Below are 17,591 nucleotides of genomic sequence, written 5' to 3'. Positions count from 1 at the left end.
CGGCGCGCACGGGAAGGCGAGGTTCCCCACGCCGCATCGAGCACTCCGAGCACCCCTGGGTAAGCCCTACTGAGAAAACCTCAATGTGGCATTGGGTAGGACTGCGGGATTTCACCCTGACGGCCCACCGGTTGCGCACTTCAGCGGGGCTTTTTCCCAGTTCCGCTACCGGGCGCGCATGGTAAATGTGAAAACTTGACGCGTTTTCATACCTGCCGGTAACTATCTAGACGCGCCGCCTCAGGTATCCCTCTCCCCAAGGTGGAAGACAATGAAGTCAACCCTGCGTCACACCAGCGCGCGCGTGCTCGCCTGCGCGACCTTCGCCCTCGTTCCGGTGGCCACCCTCGCCACCCCGGCCTCGGCCGCTCCGGTCGATGTCATCTTCGACTGCCAGGCCAACGCTCCGGTCGTCGGACCGAAGCAGGCGACCTTCAAGCAGGCCGCCGACGTCTCCGCGCCCGCCACGGTCGCCCCGGGCGGCGCACTGGACGTCGTGATCGATCCCGCCCCGAACACCGTGCCCGCCGACGTGAGCGGGTACAAGGTCAAGCACATCAAGAACTTCGCCCTGAAGATCCCGATCCCGGCCAACTCGAGCTACGTCGGCGCCGACCTCACCGGCGGCTCCGGACTCGGCCCGACCCCGCCGAAGATCGACGTGGCGAACGGTGTCGCGACGGTCAGCTTCCCCGGTCCGATCGCCGGTGGCGCCCAGTTCGAGCTGCCGACCATCACCGCGCACCTGAAGGCCGGGAACTCCGGGACCATCGAGACCAAGCTCGCCGGCACCAGCTACAACGATCCCGGGCTGACCTTCACCGCCGTGGTGACCCAGCTCGTCGACATCGAGGCGCCCACCGCCTGCTTCCCCAACCCCAGCCCGGTCTTCACCAAGACCACCATCGGCTGATCCGGGCGCACCTGCCCTGAACGGCGAGCATGCCGTTCAGGGCAGTTCCGGGCGCAGCTCAGCGACGAACCGGCCGAGGAAACCGGCGATCAGGTCGAGCTGTTCCCGGGTGTAGTCCTCGGCGATCCGCTCGAGGCCGCGCGCCCGCGCGTCGTACAGCGGGGCGATGTCCCGCAGCACCCGCTCCCGGTCCACGCTCACCACCACCTTCCGCCGGTCCGCCGGATCCCGCTCCCGCCGCGCGTACCCGGCCGCTTCGAGCCGATCCACGACGCCGGTCACGCTCCCGGTGGTCAGCCCGCTCAGCTTGGCCAGCTCGCCCGGGGTCAGCGATCCGTGCAGCTCCAGCAGGTTGAGGAACTGCACGTCACTGCGGTTGAGCCGGGGCGACGCGCCCTCCTCGGCCAGGATCACGGCCGCCGCATAGCGCCGCAGGGCCGCGGCGATGGTCGCGATCGGTTCCTCGCTCACCGAATTCCTCCGATTGCCTCGCCCAGTCCAAGTATCTTGGTAATGTCGAGATACTTGGACCGTTCGGCCTTCTTGGTCGACCCGAGACTTTATCGGACGGGAGGCAGGAATCGTGGGTACCGCGCGCGAAGCTCCGGTTGTTTACGTCGATCCGGCACCGAGCCGGGGCGATCATCTGCCCGGCCTGCTCGGCCTGGGCGCGACCGCTCCGGTGGTCCGGGTGAGGTTCGCGGGCACCCGCGTCTGGGTGGTGTGCGAGCCGCGGCTCGTCCGGTCGATCCTGCTCGATCCGCGGTTCAGCAAGGCGATCGAGCACGCGCCGCCGGAACTCGCGGACCCGTTGATCACGGCCACCCGCGACGCCGGGATCGGCAACCTCCTGCTGTCCGAAGGGACCGAGCACATCCGGCTGCGCCGCCTGCACATGACCGTGTTCAACCCCCGCGCGATCCGCGCGCGGGAACCGGCGATCGCCGGGCTCACCCGCCAGTTGCTCGCCGCGATCGGGGACGCCGAAGTCGATCTGGTCGAGGCGCTGGCGTATCCGCTGCCGGTCGCGGTGATCTCCGAACTTCTCGGCCTGCCCGAAGACGTCCGGCCGGTGCTGCGCGCGGCGAGCGAGGACATCTCGTTCGGCGGGTCGCCGGAGATCGTGGGGCGGGGTGTGGCCCGCCTCTACGCCACCGTGGGCCACCTCGTGCACGCCGAACCGGATCGGCTGCTGCCCGGCATGATCACCGAACTGCTCGCGCTCGGTGACGAGCTCAGCTCGCGCGAGGTCGTCATGTGGATGGCGGGACTGTTCATCCCCGGGCACGAATCCACCGCGAGCCTGCTGGCCTCGGCGCTGTACCACGTCCTGCGGCTCCCACCCGCCGAACGCCCGCGCGGCCGCGAAGAGCTGACCGCGTTCACCGAGGAGACCTTGCGCCGCGACCCGCCGTTCCCGCTGTCGACCTACCGCTTCACCACCGAGGAGGTCGTACTCGACGGGGTGCGCGTTCCCGCCGGGGCGCCGGTGCTGGTGAACCTCGCCGCCGCGAACCACGATCCGGACGCGTTCCCGTCCCCGGCGGAGTTCGCCCCGGGCCGGGCAGGCGCGCACTTCAGTTTCGGGTTCGGCCCGCACCTGTGCCTCGGCGCCACCCTGGCCCGGCTCGAAGCGGTGGTCGCCCTGGACTCCTTCCTCGGCGCGTACCCGCGGGCCCGGCTCGCCGATCCGGACGCCCCGCCGGAGTGGCAGGGCGATCTGGCGATCCGGCGGCTGCCCCGGCTGCGGGCACGCCTTGTTGGCTGACGGTTAGTAAGGTGCGGCACATGGCTGACGAACTGGTGCACTACTCGGTGGCGGGCGGCACCGCCACGATCACGCTGGACTCCCCGCACAACCGCAACGCGCTCTCCGCGCAGCTGCGCCGGGAGCTGAGCGCGGGCCTGGACCGGGCGCGCGAGGACGACGACGTCCGGGTGATCGTGCTCACCCACACCGGCCCGGTGTTCTGCGCGGGCATGGACCTCAAGGAGGCCCGGGGCGCCGGTGCGGAGAACCAGGGGGTCAACGAGTTCCCCCGGATCCTGGACCAGTTGTGGACCAGCCCCAAGCCGGTGGTCGCGCGCCTCGCCGGACCGGCCCGCGCGGGCGGCATCGGCATGGTCGCGGCGGCGGACATCGCGGTCGCCGTGCGCGAGGCGACGTTCGCCTTCACCGAGGTGCGGATCGGCGTGGTGCCCGCGGTCATCTCGCTCACCGTGCTGCCCCGGCTCAACCCGCGCGCCGCCCACGAGCTGTTCCTCACCGGGGACACCTTCGACGCCGAACGCGCGGAACGGATCGGCCTGATCAACGCCGCGGTCGCCGCCGAGGATCTGGACGAAACGGTGGCCGGATACGTCCGTTCGCTCGCGCTCGGCGGCCCCAAGGCGCTCGCGGCCGCCAAGGACCTGCTCAGCAGCCCGCGACCGGCGACACCGGCGGAGGGTTTCGCCGCGATGAACGAGCTGTCCGCGGGCTTCTTCGCGAGCGAGGAAGGACAGGAAGGCATCCTCGCCTTCGCCCAGAAGCGCAAACCCAACTGGGTCCCCCAGGACTGACTGGTCGCACCGGGTACCGGGGGCGTGGGTGTTCAGGCCGGTCAGAACCGGCCGCACCACTCACGACCCCCAGCAGACCGCCGAGAGGCGGCAGGAAGGGACCTTCGCTACCGCTCAACGGGAGCGAGGGACCTTTACTACGGTTCAACCGGAGTAAAGGTCCCTTCCTGCCGCGAGGACCCGCTGGGTCAGGAGTCGGCGAGGACGACGGTGAGGCGGCGGCTGTCGTTGCGGCCGCCGCCGGGGGCCAGGGCGCGCTGGGCATCGGAGAGCACGCTGCGAATGGCCAGGTACGCCTTGGGATCCGCCTGCTTCAGCCGGTCCGAGCCGACCCAGATCAGCACGTGCTCCCCCACCGGCAGCCAGGACAGATCGGTCAGGCAGTCGTACAAGGCGTCCAGATTCCGGCCGAACCAGTCCGGGAAGGACAGTTCCGCCGCGATGGCGTCCACTGTGGACATCTTGTCCGCGGTGCCGCCGGACACCACGTGCGGATAGGCGCCGCGGCCCCTGGCCTTCTCGACGGCGGCCTTGGCGTCGATTTGCTCCATTGTCGTCACCGCCCTGGGTCCACCACGACGAACGAGCCGTAGTGATCTTCGGTGTAGTAAAGCTCTTTCGCGTCCCCGGTGACCAGTCTTCGGGCCCCGCGGTCCGCGCTGCCCGGCGTTTTCACGGTGTACTCGTGGTAGTAGCCGGACGGTTTGGCGGGCAGCAGTTTCTCCCGGTTCCCGAACACGACCCCGTCGTTGCGGGGATACGGGAACGGCCCACCGGCCTGGATCAGCCGCCAGGTGTCCGCGGCCTGCGGCGGCAGTCCGGACAGCGGTTTGACCGGCAGGCCCGAATCGGCGCCCGCGACCGGACCGGTCCGCACCGGAGCGTTGCCGGTCGCCGGAGCACTCGGCGGAGCGGGCGCCGGATCGCTCCCGGACATGGCGTCCTTCACCAGCCAGCCACCGACCACGAGCACGATCAGCCCGATCAGTGCGGCGGTGATCCGCCTTCGATTGAACATGGCCGTCACCCTAAGGCCGACCGGACGAATCCTCGCCGCGGGTCGAGCCGAACCAGGCGGAGATCCGGTCGACCAGCCGATCGATCAGCCACGCGGCCCCCAGGCACAGCGGCGCGAGCACCGCCACGACCAGGACGAACTGCAGCGGGAACCACAGCTGCGCGAGCCATAGTTCGACCGTGTCCCACCAGTCGCTGAGTCCGTCAAGCACGATGTGAGACTACGCCCGTGCTGCTGCCGATCCGGGGCCGCCCGGGTAAGTTCGGGCCATGTTCGCCGTCTACGCCAAAGAGCCCAACGCCGATGCCCCGCTGAACTCGCTCGTCGTCGGCGAGCGACCGGAGCCCGAGGTGCCCGACGGCTGGGTCAAGGTCGCCGTCAAGGCGGCCAGCCTGAACATGCACGACATCTGGACCCTGCGCGGGGTCGGGATCAAACCGGACCAGTTCCCGATGATCCTCGGCTGCGACGGCGCCGGGACCCTCGAGGACGGCACCGAGGTCGTGCTGCACTCGGTGATCAACGCCCCCGGCTGGCAGGGCGACGACACCCTGGACCCGAAGCGCACCCTGCTCACCGAGAAGCACCAGGGCACCTTCGCCGACTACGTGGTGGTTCCCGCGCGCAACGTGCTGCCCAAACCGGCGGGGCTGTCCTTCGCCGAGGCCGCCACCATGGGCACGGCCTGGCTGACCGCCTACCGCATGCTGTTCGTGAAGTCCGGCCTGCGCCCCGGGCAGACCCTGCTCGTGCAGGGCGCGTCCGGCGGGGTGTCCACCGCGCTGATCCAGCTCGGTCGCGCCGCCGGTTTCCGGGTCTGGGTCACCGGCCGCAGCGAGGAGAAGCGCGCGCTCGCCGAGCAGCTCGGCGCGCACCAGACGTTCGAATCCGGCGCCCGGCTGCCCGAGCGGGTGGACGCGGTGTTCGAGACGGTCGGCAAGGCGACCTGGTCGCATTCGGTGAAATCGCTCAAACCGGGCGGGATCATCGTGGTCTCCGGCTCCACCAGCGGACCGGACGCGAGCGCGGAACTGCAGCGGGTGTTCTTCCTGCAACTGCGCGTGGCCGGGTCCACCATGGGCACCCGCGACGAGCTCGCGAGCCTGCTGGAGTACGTGGATCTCGCCGGAATCCGTCCGCAGATCGGGGCCCAGCTGCCGTTCGAGGAAGCCGAGCAGGGCTTCCGCAGCATGCAGGGCGGCGACACGGCCGGGAAGATCGTTTTCCTTCGCTAATTTCCGCGCGCCCGGAGTGACCTGCGCAGACGCACTGCCGACACCGCTCGGAGACCGGTTTGTGATCGACCGCTTTCCGGTTTAACCCGAGATTTGTTGTCTAACCTGAGTTTATGACCGCAGAGCAGCGGGTGGCGCCGCCGACGCCGGCCGATCCGATCCGGGTCGGCTACCGCCGTTTCGCCGGAGTGCGCACCCGCGTGCTCGAGGTAGGCCCGCGGCCGGCCGAGCAGGCCCCGGTCCGTCCGGGCCGCCGCGGCGCCAAGCGCGCCGCGCGACCGTCGGCGCCGCGCCTGGTGCTGCTGCACGGGTACTGCGACAGCGCGGACACCTGGCGCCCGGTGCTCGGCGAACTCGCCGCGGCGGGGGTAGCCGCCATCGCGGTCGACCTGCCCGGTTTCGGTGAAGCGGAGGCGCTGCGTCCCGGCGCGATCCTCCCGCAACTCGACACGTTCACCGCGGCCGTGCTCCGCGAGCAGTCCGTACTCGGCCGGGTCGTGCTGGCCGGCAACTCGCTCGGCGGCACGATGAGCCTGCGCGCCGCGCAGAACCCGAAACTTCCGATCGCCGGTGTGGTGTCGATCGCGGCGCCCGGATTCGTGGACTCCTGGCTGGTCCGCACCGTCGGGCGGTACCCGCTGCCGCTCCGGGTGTACGCGTCGCTGCCGCTGCCGGTCCCCGGCTTCCTGGTGCGCGCGGTCGCCGAGCAGGTCGTTCCGCGCCTGCTCTACGCGGACAGCTCGGTCGCCGATTCGACGCAGGTCCGGCGCTTCACCGACCTGTTCCCCGATTACCGCGCCACCACGTCCCGGCTGGCGCAGGCCAAACAGCTCGTCGAGGAACTCGGCCAGGCCTACCAGCTGGACAAGGTCACCGCGCCCCTGCTGGTGGTCGCCTGCGGGAAGGACCGCCTGGTGAGCGCGGCCTCCGGTCGCCAGCTGCACGCCTTGGTGCCGCACAGCAGGCTGCTGGTGCGCGATGACTGGGGCCACTGCCCGCAACTGGACGATCCGATCGAAATCGGCGAGCTGCTCACCTACTTCGCGGCCGGAGCCTGCCGGACCAAGCGGCGGACTCGACCCGCCGCGGTCGCCGCGACGGCCGAGGCCGCGGGTTGATCGGGCCCCCGCCGCCGAGGATTCCGGCGACGGAGGCGCGATTCGCGCGTCAGCCGGTGAAGTCGACGCACATCCCGGCGACGTAACGCTTGGTGCCGAGCTTCAGCCACCGGTCGTCCGTGCGGCCGCACGCGGTGTACTTGCCGCCCGTCACCGCCGGGGGAATGACGCAGATCCGCTGCCCCTTGTTGACCTGCCCCACCGAAGTGGCGCTGGTCCGCGGCGCGGTCCGGATCAGGATGGTCTCGGCCGCCTTCCAGCGGCAATCCTTGTCCGCCGCCGCAGCGGGCGTGGCCACCGTCGCGGGCGCCGCCGAGGCGGGCACGGCCAAGACCGCGGAGGCGAACACGGTCGCCCCCACGACACCGGCGGCCGAAAGGATTCTGCGAACAGACATGCTGCGATCTCCTTGCTACTTGTCGAAAAGCAGCGTTGAGAGCGCTTGGCGCCGCCTTCGGTTCCCCCGGACCGCGCACTGTGAGATGCCTCGCTACGAGCCCGTTGTCCTCTGCCGGTGACAACATCATCCACAAAACTGACACCAGCGAGTACCTTTCCCCGGTGAGCCCGGAGGACCCCGGGCCGACTTGCCGCTCGGGTTGGGAGGCGCAGATGACCACCGCGCGTAACAGCTTCGGTCCCAGTTCCGGAATCTTCCGCCGCAAGCCGATCGACCAGCTCGAGGATCCACAGGTCGGCGGGCTCAAACGAACGCTCGGGCTGTGGCAGCTCACCGCGATCGGCGTCGGCGGCATCATCGGCGCCGGAATCTTCGCCCTGGCCGGCAAGGTGGCCCACGGCGACCCGTCGGTCGGGTTGCCCGCGGCGGGCCCCGCCGTGCTGCTGTCCTTCCTGGTGGCCGGGGTCGCCAGCGCGGCCGCCGCGTTCTCCTACGCCGAGTTCGCCGGGCTGATCCCCAAGGCCGGTTCGGCCTACACCTACGGCTACGCGGTGCTCGGTGAGATCGCCGGCTGGTTCATCGGCTGGGACCTGCTGCTCGAATACACCGCGATCGTCGCGGTGGTGGCCATCGGCATCTCCGGCTACTTCAGCTTCCTGCTCCAGCAGATCGGCCTGGACCTGCCGAACTGGATGCTCGGCGCGCCGGGCACCGAACCCTCGGGCGTGCCGACCGGCAGTTACAAGTTCGACCTGTTCGCCGCGCTGTTGTGCCTGCTCATCGCGTTCCTGCTCACCCGCGGCATCAAGAGCGCGGCCCGGTTCGAGACGTTCGTGGTGGCGCTGAAGGTCATCGTCGTGCTCGTGGTGATCCTGGTCGGGTTCTTCTACGTCAAGACCGGCAACTTCACCCCGTTCGCCCCGAGCGGCCTGAACGGCGTGATGACCGGGGCGTCGCTGGTGTTCTTCGCGGTGTTCGGCTACGACGCGATGAGCACCGCCGCCGAGGAATCCAAGGACGCCCAGCGGCACATGCCCAAGGCGATCGTGTACTCGCTGCTCATCTCCATGGTGCTGTACGTACTGGCCTGCCTGGTGCTGACCGGGATGCAGAGCTACACCGAGATCGACCCGAAGAGCGGGTTCTCCTCGGCGTTCGCCTCGGTCGGCCTGTCCGGGCTGGCCACGGTGATCGCGATCGGCGCGATCATCGGCATCCTCACCGTGATGTTCACCTTCATGCTGGGCGTGACCCGGGTGTGGTTCTCGATGAGCCGGGACGGCCTGCTGCCGCGCTGGTTCGCCAAAACGCATCCGGTGCGGCAGGTGCCGACCCGGGTCACCTGGATCGCCGGGGTCGTCTCGGCGCTCATCGCCGGTTTCCTGCCGATCGGTGAGGCGGCCGAGCTGACCAACATCGGCATCCTGCTGGCGTTCGTGGTGGTGTGCATCGCGGTGATCGTGCTGCGCTACCGGCGGCCCGACCTGCCCCGGACGTTCCGGACCCCGGGCATGCCGATCGTGCCGCTCATCGGCGTGGCGTTCTCGATCTACCTGATCACCTTCCTGCAGCCGATGACCTGGCTGCGGTTCGCGGTGTGGTTCGCCCTCGGGCTGGTCATCTACTTCGCCTACAGCAAGCGGCATTCGCTGCTGGCCCGGGCTCAGCCCGCCGCGTCCGAACCGGACAAGGCGGGCTGAGCCAGGGCGTCACAGGGACACGCGTCGCATGGCGCGGGTCCCGGTGACCAGCCCGACCGCCGCGATCGCCGCGGCGGAGATCGCGCCGTACAGCGCCGCCGCGGAGAACGTTCCGGCGAACAGTTCCCGTTCGGCGTCGACGATGTAGGTCACCGGGTTGGCCGCGGAGAGCCCCCGCAACCAGCCCGGTGCCGCGTCGATCGGGAGCAGCACCCCGGACAAGAGCAACAACGGGAACAGCAGGATCTGCTGCACCCCGTAGAACAACGTCTCCTGCTTCCGGGCGGCGATGGCCAGGGCGAAGGACAGCGCGCCCAGGCCGAGCCCGAACAGGGCGAGCACGAGCATCCCGGCCAGCGCGCCGAGCGGGTACAGCCGGAACCCGAACGGCAGCACCGCGACGACGATCAGCACGGCCTGCGCGAGCAGCATGCTGACCTCCTTCAGCGTGCGGCCCACCAGCATCGCGGCGCGGTTCAGCGGGGTCACCAGCATGCGTTCGAGCGAACCGGAACCCAGTTCGATGAGCAGGAAGTACCCGGCGCTGGACGTGCCGAACAGGCCGAGCATGACCAGGATCCCCGGCACGAACCACTGCCAGGGCGAACTGCCGCCGACCCCGGGTTGGCCGGTGAGCAGCGGGCCGAACAGCAGCAGGAAGACCAGCGGCTGCGCCATGGTGAACAGCAGTCCCGCGGGGTTGCGCACCTGGGGCGCCATCTCCCGGGCGAAGACCGTACCGGTGTTGCTGACCACGTTCATCGGTGGAACTCCTTGCGGTGGTGGGAAACGGTCATTGGCCGGATTCGCGCAGGCTTCGTCCGGTGAGCGCGAGGAACACGTCGTCGAGGGTGGGCCGCCGCACCTCGGCGGCGAGGACGTCCACGCTCGCGTCCAGCGAGCGGAGGAACACCGGCAGGACCTCGTCACCCCGGGTCACCCGCAGGATCACGGTCGTCCCGTCGATCTCGACCCGGTGCGCCCGCCGCTCACCCGCGGCGGCGACCCGCCGGGCTTCCACGTCGTTGCCGGTGGCGAGCACGATCCGGTCCCCGGCGAGTTCCGCCTTGAGGTTCCCGGGCGTGTCGTCGGCGATCACCCGGCCGTGGTCGATGACCAGCACCCGCTCGGCCATGGTGTCCGCCTCTTCCAGGTAGTGCGTGGTGAGGAAGATCGTCATGCCGTACTGCTCGCGCACCCGCAGGATGTGCTCCCAGAGGTTGGCGCGGTTGTGCGGATCCAGTCCGGTCGACGGTTCGTCCAGGAACAGCAGTTCGGGCCGGTGCACGAGTCCGATCGCGACGTCGAGCCGCCGCCGCTGGCCGCCGGACAGCGTTTCCGCGGTCCGCCGGGCGAGCGCCTCCAGATCCAATGCGGCGAGCAGTTCGTCGGCCCGGTTCCGGGATTCGGCCCGGCTCAGCCCGTAACACCGCCCCTGGGTCACCAGTTCGTCGCGCACCCGGAAGTGGTTGCCCGCGCCGTTGCCCTGCCCGATGTAGCCGATGCGGCGGCGCACGCCCGCCGGATCGGCCCGGACGTCGTGCCCGGCGACCGTCGCGGTGCCCGCGGTCGGCGGCAGCAACGTGGTCAGCATCCGCAGGCTGGTCGACTTCCCGGCCCCGTTGGGCCCGAGAAAGGCGACCAGCTCGCCCTCCTCGACGTCCAGGTCGAGCCCGCGCACGGCCTCGACGGTCTCCCCCTTGGCCCGGAAGCTCCGGGCCAGTCCTCGGGTGTGAATCATCCAATCTCCCCTGGTCAACAGTGGTTACTCAAACTTGAGCAGCGGCCGACCGCGGCACTGCGAGGCCGATGCGAGTGGTGGTTGCCGCGGCATTCGCCGGGCCGGAAAGCCCAAGAAGCTTAATCAGTTTTACATAAAATTCGTCAGGGTCCCTGACGGTCCGTATCGTGATGCCGTGGACGCACCGGATCAGCCGCCGATCGCCTACCTGCTGGCCTACGCCAGCACGTTGACCGGCCGCCACGTGGACGAAGTGCTACGCCGGCACGGCCTGACCGTCCGGCAGTTCGGCCTGCTGGAACAACTCCGCCTCGAACCCGAACTCACCGCGTCCGAACTGGCCCGGCAACTGGGCGTCTCCCGGCAGTCGCTGCACGAGATGGTCGGCGGGCTGGAACGCGCCGGTCACCTGCACCGGCTACCGGGCGCCTCGGGCCGGACCCGGCGGCTCGCCCTGGCGCCGGGCACCGAGCGCCTGCTCGCCCGGATCCGGATGACGTTGACGCGCGCGGAATCCGCGTTCCTCGGCGGCCTGAACCCGCGTGAGATCCAGGCCCTGCGCGGACTTCTGCAGCGCCTGCTCGCCCACGCCACCGACGACGAAGCGTGGCTGCCCGGGATGTGACGCCACCACTCACCGCGCCGCTAAATCCCGCCGGAAATCTCATCATCGCGATGACAAATCGGCGTCACATAGCACCTGAATCGGCCAATCGGCCAATCGACCCCTTGTGGCGCACCAAAAGAGCAGTAACCTACTCATCGGTAGATTCATTGTCCGGTTTTGTTGTGAGGATCGCCGGTTTCGGAGAAACAGTATAGGAGAATCCGCATGTCGAGTCGGTCGCACACTTCGTTCAAAGCCAGATCCCGGACTCGGCTGGCCGTTCTCGGGGCCATCCTCGGACTCACCGGCGGGCTGCTCGGCGCCGTTCCCGCGGCGAGCGCGACCGCCGACGATCCGCTGCCCAAGATCAACCTGGATGTCAAGGGAGGCACCGCCACCATCAAGAAACTCGACGCGTCGGTGAAGGTCGGCGCCGGGAAGATCGCCGGGCAGATCACCAAGGTGGACCCCGAGGCCGGGGTCGCGGAGTTCACCGCGCAGATCAACCTGCCGCCCGCGGAGGGCAAATTCAACATCTTCGGCGTCATTCCGACCACCGCCACCGTCAGTTTCAGCCAGGTCGCCCCGGCGAAGGGCACCTTGAAGGACGGGAAAATCACCGCACGCGCCGAGGTCTCGATCCAGTTGAAGGATGTCAAGGCGGTCGGTTTCCCGCTGTTCGTCGGGGACAACTGCAGGACGAAGACGCCCGCGTCGATTACTTTGGTATCCGCGCCGGACTACGACATTTTCGTCGGCGGGGACATCTCCGGCACTTTCGCCATTCCCGAGTTCACCGACTGCGGCCTGTCGACCGTCATGCTCAACCTGCTCATTCCGGGACCGGACAACGGCATCACGCTGACCCTGGGGCCCTGGGTGCCCGAGGTCAGCTGACCCGTTGCAGTTCCTGGCGCGAACTCACCTTGAGTTTCCGCAGCACGCTCGCGACGTGCTGTTCGACCGTGCGCCGGGACAGGAAGAGCACTTCGGCGATCTCCCGGTTGGTGCGCCCGTCCGCGAGCAGCCGGGCCACGTCCCGTTCGCGGGGTGAGAGTTCGTCGCCGTATCCTCGCCGCCCGCGGCGCGACGGCTGGGTCGCGCCGCGGGCGCGCAGGTGGTGGCGGCACCGCGCGGCGTCCCGGGTCGCGCCGAGCGCGTCGAAGCGGTCGGCGAGGCGGGCCAGGGCATCCGGCCGCTCTCCGGCGAGGATGACCAGGCGTTCGTCGAGCAGCAGGGCGTAGTAGGGCGCGGGCAGCCGTGCATAGCGGTCCCGGGCGTCGGTCAGGTGCCCGATCGCGGCGCCGGTGTCCCCGCGACCGGCGGCGACCGCGCCCCGGCAGGCGGAGAGCGCGGCGGCGGTGATCGGCGCGTCGAGTCCGGCCACGGCCCGGGCGAGTTCCGCGGTGACCGCCTCGGCATCGCCGAGCCGACCGGCGGCGCAGTACGCCTGCACCGCGGGCGGCAGCAGCTCCCCCGCGTACGACCAGACTCCTTTGTGCCGCAACAGTTCGAGCCCGTCCTCGGCCTGGGCCACCGCTCCCGCGTGGTCCTCCTGGGACAGCAGCATCCGCACGATGCCGGCGTGTGCCGCGAGCACCACCGGGAAGATCGCGTTCTCCGGATGGCTCACGCCGGTTTCGGCGAAGTGGTGCGCGGCGCGGTCCCATTCGCCCTTCGCGACCGCGAGCGAGCCGAGGACCATGGACAGTTCACTGGTCACCGGCAGGATGTCGCGGTACTCCTCGATCAGTTTGACGCACCGCTCGGCGAGCTGCTGCCAGTTCCCGGTCAGCCAGTCCACGTGGACCCGGGTCGAGCGGGCCGTGCTCACCACGTACGGCGATCCGCAGTCGGTGGCGAGCTGGATGCCGCTGTGCAGGAAGCTGTCCGCCTTGCGGTGGTACCCGGTCCACGAGCAGGCGTCGGCGATGTTGCAGTACACCCGGGCGAGCTGGCGTTGCTGGGTGAGCGTCTCCAGCCGGTCGGGCACCCGGTCGATCAGCGCCCACGCCGCCGGGTCGCCGGTGTGCAGCCGCGACGCGATGTGGTTGGCCAGCACGGTGATCGTGACGGTCGGATCGTCGACGCGGTCGATCAGGGCTTCGACCTGGTCCATCCAGGGCAGGAGTTCGTCCAGCGGCGTGGTGCCGATGTACGGCTGGGCGAGCACGGCCATGCCCCGCCCGGCGAGTTCGGTCCGCTGTTCCAGGTCGCCCACGGCCAGTTCGATCTCCACCCGGCTGGCTTCCAGCCCGCCCGCCTGCCGGATCAGCAGCAGCCCGAGGCACAGCCGCACCTCGCCGCTGTACGAACCGGACAGCCGGTGGTCGGTGAGCAGCCGTTCCAGGACCGCGGTGACCTCGTGCTGCGCGAGCCCGTGGAACGCGATCCGGCTGAGCTTGATCGCCAGTCTGTCCACATCGGACGATTCGAGTGCCGGTTCGTCGAGCAGGGCCTGCAGGAGATCGGTCGCCGTGGACAGGTCCGCGAGTTCGATCGCGTTGTCCGCGGCCGCCTCGGCGTACCGCATCCAGTCCGCCAGCCGTCCCGCTTTCCGGCTGTGCTCGGCGAGCTGGACCAGCGGCGCCGGCCGGATCTCCCGCAGCGCTTCGACGGCCCGGCGGTGCAGCACCTGCCGGTCCGGCCCCGGGATGGTCTGGTAGACGGCCTGCTGCGCCAGGGTGTGCCGGAATCCGTAGCGGCAGTCGCCGATTTCGAGCAGCACGTTCCCGTCGAGCGCGCGGATCAGCGCCTGCCGCGTGCCCTCGGGACGCAGCCCGCCGACCTCGGCGAGCAGCTCCCCGGTGGCCGGTACGCCGACGACCGCGGCCGCCTGGGTGATCCGCCGCGCGGCCGCGGAGAGCCGCCCGAGCCGTTCGAGCATGGCTTCCCGGAGCAGGGTGGGCACTTCACCGACGTCCGGCAGTTTCCGCGTGCTCGCCCCGTCGCCGCGTTCGCGTACCGCCTGCAGGGCTTCTTCGACCACGAACGGGATGCCCGCGGTGCGCTTGTGCAGCCGGGTGGCGAATTCGGTGGACACGCTCGGCGCCCCGAGCAGCGCGCTCGCCAGCCCCCGGACCCCTTCGAGGTCGAGCGGACCGAGCCGCAGCAGTGCGCTGATGGTCCCCACCGCCGGCCGGAACGCGGTGCCCAACGGCATGCCGCCGGGCACTTCTTCCCCGCGGTAGGTCATCAGCAGCCCGAGGTTCGCCGGTGGTTCGGACATCAGGAAACGCAGCAGTTGCCGCGACCCCTCATCGGACCAGTGCAGGTCTTCGACCACCAGCAGCACCGGCCCGAGCCCGCCGATCAGTTCCCGCACCGCCCGGAAGAGCCGGTGCCGATCCGCCCGCGACTCCCCCAGCGGCGGCAACTCCGGCGGCAGGGACTCCGCGAGTTCGGGCAGGTACGGCCGCAGCACCCCGGTGACCGGATTCAACGCCCCGCGCCGCCCGATCCGGGCTCGCCGCAGCGCTTCGAGCACCACCCCGTACGGGAACGGTTCCCGCAGCGGCTGGCAGTATCCGAGCAGTATCTGCCGCCCCGCCAGATCCGGGTGGCCCAGCATTTCGGTCACCAGCCGGGTCTTCCCGACCCCGGCCTCCCCGCTGAGCATGATCACCGAAGGCGGCCGCGCCACCACCGAAACCAACGTGCGCAGCTCATCGGCGCGGCCGACCAGCACTGGTGAACTCGTCCGCACCATCGCAGCTCCCGATCCGACAGCACCCCGCCCAGGTCCCGAACGACGCTGTCCGCGTGATTCGGAGCTTAAGCCGGGCTGATCGAACCGGGAAGCCACCATCACGAGGCACAGAACTTTAGTAGGGCCGCCGGACCTCGAATCAAGACCGCTCGGTCCAGGCACGGGGTTCGTGGAGTGGTTCGGGTCGGCTGGGATAAGTACCGCCGGTGGGGGTGGTGATGGCAATGACACCGTCGAGTTGCGGCTCGAATCGCCAGCCGGGTTGATCTTTCAGGTAGTGGTGGCGTTCGCACCAGCCGCCGAGGTTGGCCTTGTCGGTGTTTCCGCCCTGCGCCCAGTCTTCGGTGTGGTCGATGTCCGCGCACTGCGCGGGGCGGCTGCATCCCGGTGACCGGCATTCGCGGTCGCGGAGGCGGATGTAGCGGTCCAATGCGGCGGGTGGGCGGTAACGAGTGCGGCCGACATCGGCCGGAAGGCCGGTGACCGGGTCGGTGACGATCCGCCGCCAGGTCGAGTTCTCGCCGTGGGCGATCTCGCGAGCGAGGGAGGCGGGAATCGGACCGTACCCGGCCAACTGTGCGGGGTCGCTGTTCAACCCGGCCAAGGTCTGCATATCGACGTAGACGAAGACGTCGGCTTTCGGGTCACCTTGACTGGTGCCGAGGCAACGCTCGATCAGGATGTCGGCCCGCAACTGATCCAACGTGCGCGACTCATCCTTGGCTTTCCGTTTGCGAGCTTCGCGGTCGATGCTGTGGTACGCCGCGCTCCCCTTTTCCACCGGAACGTCCGCGACCAACGTGCTCATGCCATGGTCCTGATGAATCAACTGCAACTGCCGATCAGCCCGCTTGGCCTTGCACCGCGCCTCATACCCTTCCTTGTCCACCTTGGCGATCCAATAGTTCACCATCTTTCGCAGCGAGTCCGGATTCTTCCCTTTCAGCCGCGTCGCCATGATGGCATCAACTTCGCGGGCTTTCTCCTCATCGATCACCCCACCCTCCATAGCCTTCAGAGTCTCGGGCAGCCGCGTGGTGAGCGTTCGCGCAAGCGCGACCTTCTTTGCCGCCTTCTGCTCCACCAACTTCAACATCCATCCCGAATGAGTGAATCGAACACAGAACCAACGTAACCCAACGTGCCCATCGCGCGGGGAACTCGCATGCCGAACGTGAATTTCAGCTACCGAAACGGGGAACTCATGCTACCGAAACGGGGGACTCGCGCGACCGGAACGGGGAACTCGCGGCGGGTGAATCGGGCACGGCCGCCAACGCAACCAAACATGCCCGTTCCGTGGGGAACTGTCGCTGGTGACCAACGACGCGAACCGACCCGTGGAGCGACAGTTTCCCACGGCGCGCCGAAGGCGTGCCTGAAACCCAACCCAACTCCAAGAAACGGCAACCACCACCCACCCCGAACGCGCAACTCACCGCCCCGAACGCGCAACTCGCTTACCTGAACGTGCAACTCGCGCGCCCAAGTGCGTACCGTGCCACTGACGCCAGGCTGTGCCGGTCGGCCCCTCACCGCGGGATCAGTTCGACGATCTTCCACACCCCGTCCACCCGCTCCGCCTGAACCGTCACCGCCGCCGGGGTGCTGGTGGTCTTGTCGTTGTCCGCCCGGGTGGCGACCTGATCCAGGAAGACCAGCAACCGCGCGCGATCCCCGTCCAGCAACCGCACCCCGCCCAGGGTCGCCTTGGTCGACAGCACGAGCTTCTGCCCCGGCGCCTCCGCCCGCACCTGTCCGATCAGCTTCTCGTACTCCCCGACCGCCGCCCCGGCGAGCACTTCCTTCGCCGCCTGGTCGGTCGCCTCGATCCGGTCGTACGAATAGGAGAAGATCCGTTCCAACGCACGCCGGATCTGCCCGTTCACCTCGGCAGTCGCCCGCGCGTCCAGCAACGCGGAGTTCGGCGTCCCGGTCCGCGCGGCCCCTTCCTGCACGGTGAAGAACGCGCCCAGCCCGCCGAGCAGCACCACGCCCACGACCGTCCACACCACCGGCGCGGTCCCCCGGATCCTCACGACGTGCCGACCTCCACCGCCCGCAACGAACTCAGCATCCACCCGGAACCGGTGCGCGAAAGCCCCGCCTCGAACCGGTTCCGCTTCACCACCGGCTGCCCGCCCTCCGGCGTCACGGTGATCTCCACCGCCGCGATCACCCGCCCGGTGCCGGCCGCCCGGTCGAGGTCGGTCACCGCGGCGTCGACGACCTTGCCCGCCAGGACCGATTTCCCGGCCTCGACCTGTTTCCGGTTGGCTTCCCGGCCCTGCACCAGGCTGTCCCGCAACGCGCCGGTCGCGGAGTCGATCCACCGGTTCAGCCCCTCGTCCGGGCGGTGGTAGTCGATCGTGGTCAGGTTCGCGATGCCCTGCTCCCCGATCCGCAGCACCTCTTCGCGGGTGTCGGCATACGCGGCGGCTTCGTCGCCCGCGCGCAGCCACGACCAGCCCGCCCACACCGCGAAAACCGCGGATCCCACCAGCAGCACCACGCCGGCCGCCCGGGCGATCCGGTGGTGCCGGGGAGCCGCCCCGTCCGGCGACGAGTCGACGCTCATGTCGTCCAGT

The 17,591-nt window shown here is 69.5% G+C and carries 19 protein-coding genes; 8 read left to right on the top strand and 11 right to left on the bottom strand.

Going from position 1 to position 17,591, the window contains the following annotated elements; all coding sequences use genetic code 11:
* The first annotated feature begins 271 nt into the window (after positions 1-271).
* Positions 272-913 (top strand): cyclase, encoded by a 642-nt coding sequence (locus FXO23_RS04060; protein WP_158880854.1) that lies wholly within the window; start codon positions 272-274, stop codon positions 911-913.
* A gap of 36 nt (positions 914-949) precedes the next feature.
* Here FXO23_RS04060 and FXO23_RS04055 read toward each other — a convergent pair whose 3' ends face one another.
* Positions 950-1,384 (bottom strand): MarR family winged helix-turn-helix transcriptional regulator, encoded by a 435-nt coding sequence (locus FXO23_RS04055; RefSeq protein ID WP_158880852.1) that lies wholly within the window; start codon positions 1,382-1,384, stop codon positions 950-952.
* 112 nt (positions 1,385-1,496) lie between these two features.
* On the opposite strand from FXO23_RS04055, the gene FXO23_RS04050 reads away from it, so the two are divergent.
* Both FXO23_RS04050 and FXO23_RS04045 read left to right on the top strand, forming a co-directional pair.
* Positions 1,497-2,681 carry a cytochrome P450 gene (locus tag FXO23_RS04050; RefSeq protein WP_158880850.1) on the top strand — a complete coding sequence of 395 codons (1,185 nt, stop codon included), beginning with the start codon at positions 1,497-1,499 and terminating at the stop codon, positions 2,679-2,681.
* 20 nt (positions 2,682-2,701) lie between these two features.
* Positions 2,702-3,475 carry an enoyl-CoA hydratase family protein gene (locus FXO23_RS04045; RefSeq protein ID WP_158880848.1) on the top strand — a complete coding sequence of 258 codons (774 nt, stop codon included), beginning with the start codon at positions 2,702-2,704 and terminating at the stop codon, positions 3,473-3,475.
* A 188-nt stretch (positions 3,476-3,663) separates the two neighbouring features.
* On the opposite strand, the gene FXO23_RS04040 is transcribed toward FXO23_RS04045, so the two are convergent.
* Genes FXO23_RS04040 through FXO23_RS04030 form a run of 3 tightly spaced genes read right to left on the bottom strand, consistent with a single transcriptional unit; the run spans position 3,664 to position 4,704 of the window.
* On the bottom strand, positions 3,664-4,026 hold the full coding sequence (locus tag FXO23_RS04040) for a barstar family protein (protein ID WP_158880846.1): 363 nt from the start codon (positions 4,024-4,026) through the stop codon (positions 3,664-3,666).
* A gap of 5 nt (positions 4,027-4,031) precedes the next feature.
* Complete coding sequence (locus FXO23_RS04035) at positions 4,032-4,493, bottom strand: guanyl-specific ribonuclease (protein ID WP_158880844.1); 462 nt, start codon at positions 4,491-4,493, stop codon at positions 4,032-4,034.
* Between the two features lie 10 nt (positions 4,494-4,503).
* Positions 4,504-4,704 (bottom strand): hypothetical protein, encoded by a 201-nt coding sequence (locus FXO23_RS04030; protein WP_158880842.1) that lies wholly within the window; start codon positions 4,702-4,704, stop codon positions 4,504-4,506.
* A 58-nt stretch (positions 4,705-4,762) separates the two neighbouring features.
* Between FXO23_RS04030 and FXO23_RS04025 the strand changes: the two genes are divergently transcribed.
* A complete protein-coding gene (locus tag FXO23_RS04025) occupies positions 4,763-5,728 on the top strand; it encodes a zinc-binding dehydrogenase (RefSeq protein ID WP_158880840.1) in 966 nt (321 codons plus the stop codon).
* 113 nt (positions 5,729-5,841) lie between these two features.
* Positions 5,842-6,846 (top strand): alpha/beta fold hydrolase, encoded by a 1,005-nt coding sequence (locus tag FXO23_RS04020; protein WP_158880837.1) that lies wholly within the window; start codon positions 5,842-5,844, stop codon positions 6,844-6,846.
* 49 nt (positions 6,847-6,895) lie between these two features.
* Here the strand turns inward: FXO23_RS04020 and FXO23_RS04015 are convergent, their stop codons facing one another.
* On the bottom strand, positions 6,896-7,243 hold the full coding sequence (locus FXO23_RS04015; RefSeq protein WP_158880835.1) for an SH3 domain-containing protein: 348 nt from the start codon (positions 7,241-7,243) through the stop codon (positions 6,896-6,898).
* A 215-nt stretch (positions 7,244-7,458) separates the two neighbouring features.
* On the opposite strand from FXO23_RS04015, the gene FXO23_RS04010 reads away from it, so the two are divergent.
* On the top strand, positions 7,459-8,946 hold the full coding sequence (locus tag FXO23_RS04010) for an amino acid permease (protein WP_158880833.1): 1,488 nt from the start codon (positions 7,459-7,461) through the stop codon (positions 8,944-8,946).
* Between the two features lie 9 nt (positions 8,947-8,955).
* Here the strand turns inward: FXO23_RS04010 and FXO23_RS04005 are convergent, their stop codons facing one another.
* Together FXO23_RS04005 and FXO23_RS04000 are read right to left on the bottom strand one after the other, a co-directional pair.
* On the bottom strand, positions 8,956-9,708 hold the full coding sequence (locus FXO23_RS04005) for an ABC transporter permease (RefSeq protein WP_158880831.1): 753 nt from the start codon (positions 9,706-9,708) through the stop codon (positions 8,956-8,958).
* 31 nt (positions 9,709-9,739) lie between these two features.
* Positions 9,740-10,687: an ATP-binding cassette domain-containing protein gene (locus FXO23_RS04000; protein WP_158880829.1), complete on the bottom strand. Its 948-nt coding sequence runs from the start codon at positions 10,685-10,687 to the stop codon at positions 9,740-9,742.
* Positions 10,688-10,862: 175 nt separating this feature from the next.
* Here FXO23_RS04000 and FXO23_RS03995 point away from each other — a divergent pair, with 175 nt between their 5' ends.
* Together FXO23_RS03995 and FXO23_RS03990 are read left to right on the top strand one after the other, a co-directional pair.
* Complete coding sequence (locus tag FXO23_RS03995) at positions 10,863-11,312, top strand: MarR family winged helix-turn-helix transcriptional regulator (RefSeq protein WP_158880827.1); 450 nt, start codon at positions 10,863-10,865, stop codon at positions 11,310-11,312.
* Positions 11,313-11,519: 207 nt separating this feature from the next.
* Positions 11,520-12,191: a hypothetical protein gene (locus tag FXO23_RS03990; protein WP_158880825.1), complete on the top strand. Its 672-nt coding sequence runs from the start codon at positions 11,520-11,522 to the stop codon at positions 12,189-12,191.
* Here FXO23_RS03990 and FXO23_RS03985 read toward each other — a convergent pair.
* The 4 genes from FXO23_RS03985 to FXO23_RS03970 form a co-directional block, all read right to left on the bottom strand.
* On the bottom strand, positions 12,184-15,003 hold the full coding sequence (locus FXO23_RS03985; RefSeq protein WP_246256876.1) for an ATP-binding protein: 2,820 nt from the start codon (positions 15,001-15,003) through the stop codon (positions 12,184-12,186). The genes FXO23_RS03990 and FXO23_RS03985 overlap by 8 nt on opposite strands.
* Positions 15,004-15,142: 139 nt before the next feature.
* Positions 15,143-16,099 (bottom strand): HNH endonuclease signature motif containing protein, encoded by a 957-nt coding sequence (locus tag FXO23_RS03980; RefSeq protein ID WP_158880823.1) that lies wholly within the window; start codon positions 16,097-16,099, stop codon positions 15,143-15,145.
* 436 nt (positions 16,100-16,535) lie between these two features.
* A complete protein-coding gene (locus FXO23_RS03975) occupies positions 16,536-17,042 on the bottom strand; it encodes a hypothetical protein (protein ID WP_158880821.1) in 507 nt (168 codons plus the stop codon).
* Complete coding sequence (locus FXO23_RS03970) at positions 17,039-17,581, bottom strand: hypothetical protein (RefSeq protein ID WP_158880819.1); 543 nt, start codon at positions 17,579-17,581, stop codon at positions 17,039-17,041. Before FXO23_RS03970 ends, FXO23_RS03975 begins: the two co-directional genes overlap by 4 nt.
* Positions 17,582-17,591: the final 10 nt, after the last annotated feature.

The sequence above is a fragment of the Amycolatopsis anabasis genome (assembly GCF_009765355.1).
Lineage (GTDB): Bacteria > Actinomycetota > Actinomycetes > Mycobacteriales > Pseudonocardiaceae > Amycolatopsis > Amycolatopsis anabasis.
Note: the sequence above shows the minus strand (reverse complement) of the source record. Positions and strands in the feature narration are given on the sequence as shown.